Origin of the sequence: Streptomyces sp. NPDC048389 (assembly GCF_040706335.1) — a bacterium.
Lineage (GTDB): Bacteria > Actinomycetota > Actinomycetes > Streptomycetales > Streptomycetaceae > Streptomyces.
On record NZ_JBEZKP010000072.1, the window covers coordinates 22,434 to 33,081 of the forward strand.

Consider the following 10,648-nt stretch of genomic DNA (forward strand, 5'->3'; position numbering starts at 1 on the left):
CTGTGGCGGCTGTGGCGGCTGTGGCATGATGCGCTGACTTCGGTCCGGCGGGCCGGCCGGCAGCACAAGCAAGGGTGGGGCGATGAACGGGTACGTGGGAGTCACGGTCGGCGTTCTCGCCCTGCTCGTGGCCGCGCTCGGGATCCTCGCCGTACGCACCGGCTGGCTGCTGCCCGCGCAGCGCAGGCACATCGTGCGGCCCAGGATGTTCGGCTACGCGCAGCTGCTCGTCGCCGCCGGGCTCGCGACGCAGGTGGTCGCGGCGCTCCTGGTCGCGGACCCGGCGGCGCAGGGGTACGTACGCTTCGCGGGCCTCGCCGTCATGCTGGTGGCGCCCGGCATGATCTGGGCCGCGCAGCGGCCGGCCCGCACCGCCGCCCGCTGACGCGGCCCGCACCGCCGCCCGCTGACGCGGCCCGCACCGCCGCCGCCCCGCTACGCCTCGTCGTCCTCCAGGTCGCCCTCGGTCTCCAGGAAGACCTGCCGCAGCTGCTCCAGCACCGCCGCGTCCGGCTTCGCCCACATGCCGCGGGACTCGGCCTCCAGGAGCCGTTCCGCGATGCCGTGCAGCGCCCAGGGGTTGGCCTGCTGGAGGAAGGCGCGGTTCTCCGGGTCCAGGACGTACGTCTCGGTGAGCTTGTCGTACATCCAGTCCGCGACGACGCCCGTCGTCGCGTCGTACCCGAAGAGGTAGTCGACGGTGGCCGCCAGCTCGAAGGCGCCCTTGTAACCGTGGCGGCGCATCGCCTCGATCCAGCGCGGGTTGACCACGCGGGCGCGGAAGACGCGGGACGTCTCCTCGACGAGGGTACGGGTGCGGACCGTCTCCGGGCGGGTCGAGTCGCCGATGTACGCCTCCGGGGCCGTGCCCTTGAGCGCGCGGACGGTGGCGACCATGCCGCCGTGGTACTGGAAGTAGTCGTCCGAGTCCGCGATGTCGTGCTCGCGGGTGTCCGTGTTCTTCGCGGCGACGGCGATACGCCGGTACGCGGTCTCCATCTCGGCCCGCGCCGGTCGGCCCTCCAGGCCCCGGCCGTACGCGTAGCCGCCCCACACCGTGTAGACCTCTGCCAGGTCCGCGTCCGTGCGCCAGTCGCGGCTGTCGATCAGCTGGAGCAGGCCCGCGCCGTACGTGCCCGGCCGGGAACCGAAGATACGGGTCGTGGCGCGGCGCTCGTCGCCGTGCTCCGCCAGGTCGGCCTGTGCGTGCGCGCGGACGAGGTTGTCCGCCTCCGGCTCGTCGAGCGAGGCGGCGAGGCGGACCGCGTCGTCCAGCAGACCGATCGTGTGCGGGAACGCGTCACGGAAGAAGCCCGAGATGCGCAGGGTGACGTCGATCCGGGGGCGGCCCAGCTCCGCGAGCGGTACGGGCTCCAGGCCGGTCACCCGGCGGGAGGCGTCGTCCCACACGGGACGGATGCCGAGCAGTGCCAGCGCCTCCGCCACGTCGTCGCCCGCCGTGCGCATGGCGCTGGTGCCCCACAGGGACAGGCCGACGGACGTGGGCCAGTCGCCGTTGTCGGCGCGGTAGCGATCGAGGAGCGATTCCGCGAGGGCCTGGCCGGTCTCCCAGGCGAGACGCGAGGGCACGGCCTTGGGGTCGACGGAGTAGAAGTTGCGGCCCGTCGGCAGGACGTTGACCAGACCGCGCAGGGGTGAGCCCGAAGGGCCGGCGGGGACGAAGCCGCCGTTCAGGGCGTGCACCGCGTGGTCGATCTCGTCGGTGGTGCGGGCGAGGCGCGGCACGACCTCCGTCGCGGCGAACCGCAGGATCGCCGCGACGTCCGGGCCGTGCGAGTCCGGCACCGCGGCCGGGTCCCAGCCGGCCGCCTCCATCGCCTCGACGAGCCCGCGGGCCGTGGCCTCCGCCTCGTCGGCGGTCGTACGGGTCGCGGCGGACTCGTCCAGGCCGAGCGCCTCGCGCAGGCCGAGGAGGGACTGCGAGCCGCCCCAGATCTGGCGGGCGCGCAGGATGGACAGCACCAGGTTGACCCGCTCGGGGCCGGTCGGCGCGCCGCCCAGCACATGCAGACCGTCGCGGATCTGCGCGTCCTTGACCTCGCACAGCCAGCCGTCGACGTGCAGCAGGAAGTCGTCGAAGCCGTCGTCGTCCGGGCGGTCCTCCAGACCCAGGTCGTGGTCGAGCCGCGCGGCCTGGATCAGGGTCCAGATCTGCGCGCGGATCGCGGGCAGCTTGGACGGGTCCATGGACGAGATCTGCGCGTACTCGTCCAGCAGCTGCTCCAGGCGCGCGATGTCGCCGTACGACTCGGCGCGCGCCATCGGAGGCACCAGGTGGTCGACGAGCGTCGCGTGCGCGCGGCGCTTGGCCTGGGTGCCCTCGCCCGGGTCGTTGACCAGGAACGGGTAGACCAGCGGGAGGTCGCCCAGCGCGGCGTCCGGGCCGCAGGCGGCGGAGAGGCCCGCGTTCTTGCCGGGCAGCCACTCCAGGTTGCCGTGCTTGCCCAGGTGGATCATCGCGTCGGCGCCGAAGCCCCCGTCGGCCGCGGTCGCCGCGATCCAGCGGTAGGTGGCCAGATAGTGGTGGGAGGGCGGCAGATCGGGGTCGTGGTAGATCGCGATCGGGTTCTCGCCGAAGCCGCGCGGCGGCTGGATCAGGATCAGCAGATTCCCGCGGCGCAGCGCGGCGAGCACGATGTCGCCCTCGGGGTTGCGCGACCGGTCGAGGAACATCTCGCCCGGCGGCGGGCCCCAGTGCTCTTCGACGGACTCCCGTAGCTCCGCCGGCAGGGCGGCGTACCACTTCTTGTAGTCGGCGGCCGGGATACGGACCGGATTGCGGGCGAGCTGATCCTCCGTCAGCCACTCCTGGTCGTGGCCGCCGGCTTCGATGAGCGCGTAGATCAGCTCGTCGCCGTCTCCGGACTCGAGGCCCGGGACCGGCTCGTCCCCGAAGTCGTAGCCCTCCTCGCGCAGCCGACGCAGGAGCGACACCGCGGAGGCGGGGGTGTCCAGGCCGACCGCGTTGCCGATACGGGAGTGCTTGGTCGGGTACGCGGAGAGCACCAGCGCGAGGCGCTTCTCGGCGTTCGGGATGTGGCGCAGCCGGGCGTGCCGGACGGCGGTGCCGGCGACCCGGGCGGCGCGCTCGGGGTCGGCGACGTACGCCGGGAGGCCGTCCTCGTCGATCTCCTTGAAGGAGAACGGGACGGTGATCAGCCGGCCGTCGAACTCGGGCACGGCGACCTGGCTCGCCGCGTCCAGCGGTGACAGGCCCTCGTCGCTCGCCTCCCACGCCGAGCGCGAACCGGTCAGGCACAGCGCTTGGAGGACGGGTACGTCGAGGGCGGCGAGCGCGCCCGCGTCCCACGACTCGTCGTCACCGCCGGCGCTCGCCTCCGCCGGACGTGTGCCGCCCGCGGCGAGCACGGTCGTCACCAGGGCGTCGGACTCCCGCAGTTGCTCCAGCAGTTCGGGCTCGGGAGCGCGCAGGGACGCCACGTACAGCGGCAGGGCGCGGCCGCCCGCGTCCTCGATCGCGCCGCACAGGTCGTCCACGAAGGCGGTGTTGCCGCTCATGTGGTGGGCCCGGTAGTAGAGCACCGCGATCAGCGGGCCGCCGGGGTTCTCCGAGCGGGGGGTGCGGGAGAGCCGGCCCCAGGTGGGGGCGGCGGCCGGGGGATCGAATCCGTGGCCGGTGAGCAGCACCGTGTCCGACAGGAAACGGGCCAGCTGCTCCAGGTTCGCCGGACCGCCGTGGGCGAGGTAGGCGTGGGCCTCGGCCGCGATGCCGATGGGGACCGTGGAGGTCTCCATCAGCTGGGCGTCGGGCGCCTGTTCGCCGGTGAGGACCACGACGGGGCGGTCCTGTGCGAGCAGCAGGTCGATGCCCTCCTGCCAGGCGCGCAGCCCGCCGAGGAGGCGTACGACGACGAGCGCGGTGCCCTCCAGCAGGGCGGGCAGCTCATCGAGCGCCAGGCGGGACGGGTTCGCGAAGCGGTACGGGACCGGGCCCGCCGCGGCGCGTGCGCTCAGCAGGTCGGTGTCGGACGTCGACAGGAGCAGGATGCCCGGGTGTGCGGGGCGCCCTTCGGACGAGTGCGGCATGCGGCGTCTGGCCTTCCTCGGGGTTTCCGCGCCCCGGGCTGGTGGAGGACGGCGGGAGTTCCTGGCTCACCCGACGGTTGTCGGGCTCACAGTGGCGGGACCGCGCCGGAATCTCACCGGGCTTCCTCCCCTGACGCCGTCTTCGGCGGTGGTGGGCCGTTCGGCCCGCCGAGCAGCATAGTAGGGCCGTCACCTGCGGGGTAGGGCGCCCGGTCGGGGCGGGGCCGACGGGGGGCTTGTGTGATGGTCGGTATGCTCGCCGCCATGCCTCCGGCCCCCTCGAACCGCCCGGACCCGGACGAAAACCCCGTACCTTCCGTAACTCCCGTCCGGGACCGCGGTGATGCCTGCCCCGGTGCACTGCGTCTGCACACCGCCGACGACGGTGCGCTGGCGCGCGTCCGCGTCCCGGCCGGCGTCCTGAGCGCCGCGCAGGCGTACGCGCTCGCCGATGCGGCCGAGCGTCTCGGCGACGGCGCGCTGGACATCACCTCCCGGGGGAACGTCCAGCTGCGGGGCCTCGAACCGGGCTGCGGAGGGGAGTTGGCGCGGCTGCTGGACGCGGCGGGCCTGCTGCCCGCGCCACGCCACGAACGCGTACGCAACGTCGTGGCATCCCCGCTGTCCGGACTCGACGGCCGGGGGCACCTGGACGTGCAGCCGCTCGTACGGGACCTGGACGCGCTGCTGTGCGCCAGCGCGCGTGCGCCGGAGCTCTCCGGGCGCTTCCTGTTCGCGCTGGACGACGGCCGCGGGGACATGGCCGAGTTCGCCGCGGATGTGATGTTGCTCGCAGAACCGGGCGGCGCGGCGGTCCGCGTGACCGTCGGCGGTGCGGCGGTTCGCGTCCGCGCCGAGGACGGCCCCCGCGCGATGCTGCTCGCGGCCAACGCCTTCCTCGACGCCGCCGCCGCGAGCGGCACGCGAGCGTGGCGGGTCCGCGAGCTCCCTGCGGCGCATGCGGTCTCGGCCGCGGACCTGAGGGCGCGGGTCGCGGCAGCGGGCCTCGCCGCGGTCGCCACCGCCTCGCCGCCGTGTCCCGACCGGGCCCCCGGTCGGGAGAGCCGGCCCCTTGTCGGGGCCGGGCACGGCGCGGTCTACGTCGCCGCGCCGCTCGGACGGCTCCGCGCCGCCCAGTGGCGCCTGGTCGCCGGAGTCGCCGAACGGTACGGCACCGGTGAGTTGCGCGTCACCCCGTGGCGCGGCGTCGTCGTGCCCGGCGCCGGGCCCGAGCGGCTCGGGGCGCTCGAGGCCGCCGGACTCGTCACCGACCCCGCCTCGCCGTGGCTCGGCGTCGGCGCCTGCACCGGGCGCCCCGGCTGCGCCAAGTCCCTCGCCGACGTACGCGCCGACGCCACCGACCTCCTCCCCGCCGGCGCGGGCGGCCTGCCCGTCCACTGGTCCGGCTGCGAACGCCGCTGCGGCCACCCCCGCGGCGCCCGGGTCGACGTCGTCGCGACCGGCGACGCCCACTACCAGGTGTCCACACCCGGAGCCCCTCCCCGTACGGTCCCCCTGACCGAACTCGCCGGCGCCCTCGCGGCGGCGCGCACCACCACCCCGACGAAGACCCCGACGAAGTGAGCGAGAGCACCGTGTTCGAGTACGAGAAGGACGGCGCGGCCATCTACCGCCAGTCCTTTGCCACGATCCGCGCGGAGGCGGACCTCGCCGGACTCCCGGCCGACGTGTCACAGGTCGCGGTCCGCATGATCCATGCGTGCGGAATGGTCGATCTCGTCCGCGACCTCGTCCACAGCCCGGACGTCGTCGTCCGTGCCCGCGCCGCCCTGCGCTCCGGCGCGCCGATCCTGTGCGACGCGCAGATGGTCGCCAGCGGCGTCACCCGCAAGCGCCTGCCCGCGGACAACGAGGTGATCTGCACGCTGTCCGACCCGAGCGTGCCGGACCTGGCCGCGAAACTGGGCACCACCCGGTCCGCCGCGGCACTCGAACTGTGGCGGGACCGCCTCGAAGGTTCCGTGGTCGCGGTCGGCAACGCGCCCACCGCGCTGTTCCGGCTGCTGGAGATGGTCCAGGAGGGGGCGCCGCGCCCGGCGGCGGTCATCGGTGTCCCCGTCGGTTTCATCGGCGCGGCGGAGTCGAAGGACGCGCTCGCCGCCCACCCGCTGCGCCTGGAACACCTGGTGGTGCGCGGGCGCCGGGGCGGCAGCGCGATGGCCGCCGCCGCAGTCAACGCGATCGCGAGCGAGGCGGAATGAGCGAGCAGAAGACCGGCCGGCTCTACGGCGTCGGGCTCGGCCCCGGCGACCCGGAGCTCATGACCCTGCGCGCGGCACGCGCCATCGCGGAGGCCGACGTCATCGCGTACCACTGCGCCCGCCACGGCCGGTCCATCGCCCGGTCGATCGCCGCCCCGCATCTGCGCCCCGAGCACATCGAGGAGCGCCTGATGTACCCGATCACCGTCGAGACGACCGACCACCCCGGCGGCTACCGCGGCGCGCTCGACGACTTCTACGAGCAGGCCGCGGCCCGGCTCGCCGCGCACCTCGACGCCGGCCGTACCGTCGCCGTGCTCGCCGAGGGCGACCCGTTCTTCTACGGCTCTTACCAGCACATGCACAAGCGGCTCGCGCACCGCTACCCCACCGAGGTCATCCCCGGCGTCACCTCCGTCAGCGCCGCGGCCGCCCGGCTCGGCACCCCGCTGTGCGAGGCGGAGGAGGTGCTGACGATCATCCCCGGCACGCTGCCGGAGGAGGAGCTGACCGCCCGCCTCGCCGCGACCGACTCGGCCGTGGTGATGAAGCTCGGCCGTACCTTCCCCGCCGTCCGCAGGGCCATGGAGACGTCCGGGCGGCTGGACGAGGCCCGCTACGTCGAGCGCGCCACGATGAGCGGCGAACGCACCGGCCCACTGGCCGGCGTCGACCCGGAGTCCGTGCCGTACTTCTCCGTCGCCGTCGTGCCCAGCCGGATCGCCAACCCCCGCCCGGACTCCGGCCGCGGCGAGGTCGTGGTCGTCGGCACCGGCCCCGCGGGCCCCCTGTGGCTCACCCCCGAGACCCGGCGGGCGCTCGCCGACGCGGACGAACTCGTCGGCTACACCACCTACGTGGACCGGGTGCCGCAGCGGCCCGGACAGATCCGGCACGGCTCCGACAACAAGGTCGAGTCCGAGCGCGCCGAGTTCGCGCTCGACCTCGCCCGGCGCGGGCGCCGTGTCGCCGTTGTCTCCGGCGGCGACCCGGGCGTCTTCGCCATGGCCACCGCCGTGCTGGAGGTGGCGTCCCAGGATCCGTACAAGGACGTGCCCGTACGGGTGCTCCCCGGCGTCACCGCCGCCAACGCCGCCGCCGCGAAGGCCGGCGCGCCGCTCGGCCACGACTACGCGGTCATCTCGCTGTCCGACCGGCTCAAGCCCTGGGAGGTCATCGCGGAACGGCTCGCCGCCGCGGCCGCCGCCGACCTGGTCCTCGCCCTCTACAACCCTGGCTCCCGCAGCCGCACCTGGCAGGTCGGCAAGGCCCGCGAACTGCTCCTCGGGCACCGCGCGCCCGACACCCCCGTCGTCCTCGGCCGGGACATCGGCGGTCCGCAGGAGAGCGTACGGATCGTACGGCTCGGCGAACTCGACCCCGCTCAGGTCGACATGCGCACCATCCTGCTGATCGGATCGTCACAGACGCAGGTCGTGCGCAGGGGAGACGGCGAGGAGATCGTCTGGACCCCGCGGCGCTACCCGGAGTAGGCCGCCAGCCAGGCGGCGGCCTCCTCGGGGCCGGCGACGACCGGCACCCCGTCCGGGACCGGCGGGCGGCGCACGACCACCACGGGCACGCCCGCCTCCCGCGCGGCCGTCAGCTTGGGCGCCGTCGCCGCGCCGCCGCTGTCCTTGGTGACGAGCACGTCGACGCGGTGGCGGCGCAGCAGTTCCCGCTCGCCGTCGAGGGTGAACGGCCCACGGTCCAGCAGCACGTCCATCCGGGGCGGGCACGGGCCGTCGGGGGCGTCGACCGACCTCACCAGGAACCAGACGTCGCCGATGTGCGCGAAGGAGGCGAGCCCCATCCGGCCGGTGGTCAGGAACACCCGGCTGCCGAGCGCGCGGGCCGCCTCCGCGGCCTCCTCCAGGGAGCCGACCGGGTGCCAGTCGTCCCCGTCGGCCGGGGCCCAGCCGGGGCGGCGCAGCGCCAGCAGGGGAACATGGGCGTCGGCGGCGGCCCGGGCCGCGTTGAAACTGATCGTTCCGGCGAAAGGATGGGTGGCGTCGATGACCGCGCCGACCTCGTGCTCGCTCAGCCACCGCGCCAGGCCCCCGGCCCCGCCGAACCCGCCCACCCGGACCTCCCCGGGAGGCATCCTGGGAGTGGCGACCCGGCCGGCGAGACTGCTCGTGACCCGTACGCCACGGGTGGCGTGCAGCGTCTCGGCGAGCCGCCGGGCCTCGGTGGTACCGCCGAGTACCAGTACGTGCATCGGATCCGTCCATGGCTGAGTCGAGCGGAGGGCGTGACGCCCAACTCAAGCACACCGGTCTGCGGCCCGGCTGGACCACCGGTGCCTGCGCGACGGCCGCGACGACCGCGGCGTACACGGCGCTGCTGACCGGGGACTTCCCCGACCCGGTGACGATCACGCTCCCCAAGGGCCAGACACCGGCGTTCGCCCTGGCCGCCGAGTCGCTCTCCGCCGACTCCGCCATGGCAGGCATCGTCAAGGACGCCGGCGACGACCCGGACGTCACGCACGGCGCGCTGGTCCGCGCGACGGTACGGCTGCTGCCGGCCGGGTCCGGGGTCGTCTTCCGGGCCGGGCCGGGGGTCGGTACGGTCACCCGGCCCGGACTGCCCCTCGACGTCGGCGAGCCCGCGGTCAACCCCGTACCGCGGCAGATGATGCGCGACCACGTGGCCGCGGTCGCCGCGCGGCACGGCGGCGGCGGGGACGTCGAGATCACCGTCTCCGTCGACCACGGCGAGGAGATCGCCCGCTCCACGTGGAACCCCCGGCTCGGGATTCTGGGCGGGCTGTCCATCCTCGGCACGACGGGGATCGTCGTGCCCTACTCGTGCTCCGCGTGGATCGACTCGATCCGGCGAGGCGTGGACGTCGCCCGCGCGGCGGGCCGCACGCACCTCGCGGGCTGCACCGGCTCCACGTCCGAGCGGACCGTCGTCTCCCTCTACGGGCTGCCGGAGGACGCGCTGCTCGACATGGGCGACTTCGCGGGCGCGGTGCTCAAATACGTACGGCGCCACCCCGTCGAACGCCTCACCGTCTGCGGCGGCTTCGCGAAACTGTCGAAACTCGCCGTCGGCCATCTGGACCTCCACTCGGGCCGCTCCCAGGTCGACACGTCGTTCCTCGCGGACCTGGCGCGGCGCGGCGGCGCGGACGAGACGCTCGCGGCGGAGGTCGCCGCCGCCAACACGGGGCTCGCCGCGCTCCAGATGTGCCGCGCGGCCGGCGTCCCCCTCGGGGACCTGGTCGCGGCGGCTGCGCGCGACCAGGCCCTGGCGGTGCTGCGGGGCGCGCCGGTGGCGGTGGACGTGGTCTGCATCGACCGCGCGGGCGCGGTCGTCGGCCGCGCGTAGCCCTGGGACGGGCGGCACGCTTCCGGGCACGGCCCGGCCCCTCCGGCTTACGTCCGCGGGCGTGGCACGGTCGGGTGCGCTCGGCGCCCGGGCCCCGTGGCGCCGGGTGTGGTGCGCTCGGGTGTCGCGTGTCCGGGTGTGGCCCGGTCCTGTGCGGGTGGCGTCCGGGTGCCGCGCGTCCGGGCGGGGCCCGGTGGATCGGGGTGACGTTGCCGGGCGTGGTCCGGTCGGGTGCGCTCCGGCCGGGTCCCGTGGCGCCGGGTGTGGCCCGGTCCTGTCCGGGTGGCGTCCGGGTGCCGCGCGTCCGGGCGGGGCCCGGTGGGTCCGGGTTACGTCCTCGTGCGGGGCCCGGTCCCGGGTGCCGCGTGTCCGGGCGGGGCCCGGTGGGTCCGGGTTACGTCCTCGTGCGGGGCCCGGTCCCGGGTGCGCCTTCCGGGCGGGGCCCGGTCCTGTCCGGGTGGCGTCCGGGTGCCGCTCCGGTGGTCATGTCCGGGACTGCTTTCCTCACCGCGCTGCGCGCGAGTTGCGACGCTTTACGTCCCGGACACGACCCCCTGCGCGTCCCCCTCCCCCGACGCGGCGGTTTCGCCCCCGCCCGTGGGCAGGTGCGGGCAGGGAGCAGCCCCCTGCCCCTGCCCGAAACCGGGGCTCCGCTGGCCGGCGCGCACGCCAGGACCTACCCCCACCGGCCGGCCTCTCGCTCCCGCCGGTGGGTAGGTGCGGATGAGGACATGCGCCCTTTCCCGAAACCGGGGCTCCGCCGCAGCACGGACGCTCGGGGGTGGTCACCCCCAACCGTGGGCTGTGAACCGGGTGCCGGGGTCCCGGCCTCGAAGGAGCGGGCGGCGACGCCTCGGCGGTAGGGACGTCTGCGCTACCCGGCGCGCACCGGGCCCCCTTGGCGGCACAGTGTCACCGGCCGAGGGCGAGGACCACCGGGCGTGACAGGCCGAGACGGCGGGAGGGGGGCGGGGTCGCAGGAGGGGGGTGTCCGGAAGTAAAGCGTCGCAACTCGCGCG

Annotated in this window: 7 protein-coding genes and 1 riboswitch; of the genes, 5 read left to right on the forward strand and 2 right to left on the reverse strand. The window is 75.1% G+C overall.

Going from position 1 to position 10,648, the window contains the following annotated elements:
* The first annotated feature begins 82 nt into the window (after positions 1 to 82).
* Positions 83 to 385 (forward strand): hypothetical protein, encoded by a 303-nt coding sequence (locus AB0903_RS31290; RefSeq protein WP_366708115.1) that lies wholly within the window; start codon positions 83 to 85, stop codon positions 383 to 385.
* 50 nt (positions 386 to 435) lie between these two features.
* On the opposite strand, the gene cobN is transcribed toward AB0903_RS31290, so the two are convergent.
* Positions 436 to 4,068, reverse strand: a complete 3,633-nt coding sequence (cobN, locus tag AB0903_RS31295) for a cobaltochelatase subunit CobN (RefSeq protein ID WP_366708116.1) — start codon at positions 4,066 to 4,068, stop codon at positions 436 to 438.
* 55 nt (positions 4,069 to 4,123) lie between these two features.
* A riboswitch (cobalamin riboswitch) is annotated at positions 4,124 to 4,196 on the reverse strand.
* A 136-nt stretch (positions 4,197 to 4,332) separates the two neighbouring features.
* On the opposite strand from cobN, the gene cobG reads away from it, so the two are divergent.
* Genes cobG through AB0903_RS31310 form a run of 3 tightly spaced genes read left to right on the forward strand, consistent with a single transcriptional unit; the run spans position 4,333 to position 7,783 of the window.
* Complete coding sequence (cobG, locus tag AB0903_RS31300; RefSeq protein WP_366708117.1) at positions 4,333 to 5,652, forward strand: precorrin-3B synthase; 1,320 nt, start codon at positions 4,333 to 4,335, stop codon at positions 5,650 to 5,652.
* Between the two features lie 11 nt (positions 5,653 to 5,663).
* Positions 5,664 to 6,290 (forward strand): precorrin-8X methylmutase, encoded by a 627-nt coding sequence (locus tag AB0903_RS31305; RefSeq protein ID WP_366708123.1) that lies wholly within the window; start codon positions 5,664 to 5,666, stop codon positions 6,288 to 6,290.
* Positions 6,287 to 7,783 (forward strand): precorrin-2 C(20)-methyltransferase, encoded by a 1,497-nt coding sequence (locus AB0903_RS31310; RefSeq protein WP_366708118.1) that lies wholly within the window; start codon positions 6,287 to 6,289, stop codon positions 7,781 to 7,783. The genes AB0903_RS31305 and AB0903_RS31310 overlap by 4 nt, the downstream gene beginning before the upstream one ends.
* Here the strand turns inward: AB0903_RS31310 and AB0903_RS31315 are convergent.
* Positions 7,771 to 8,511: a cobalt-precorrin-6A reductase gene (locus AB0903_RS31315; RefSeq protein WP_366708119.1), complete on the reverse strand. Its 741-nt coding sequence runs from the start codon at positions 8,509 to 8,511 to the stop codon at positions 7,771 to 7,773. The genes AB0903_RS31310 and AB0903_RS31315 overlap by 13 nt on opposite strands.
* An 11-nt stretch (positions 8,512 to 8,522) precedes the next feature.
* Here AB0903_RS31315 and AB0903_RS31320 point away from each other — a divergent pair, with 11 nt between their 5' ends.
* On the forward strand, positions 8,523 to 9,629 hold the full coding sequence (locus AB0903_RS31320; RefSeq protein WP_366708120.1) for a cobalt-precorrin-5B (C(1))-methyltransferase: 1,107 nt from the start codon (positions 8,523 to 8,525) through the stop codon (positions 9,627 to 9,629).
* Positions 9,630 to 10,648: the final 1,019 nt, after the last annotated feature.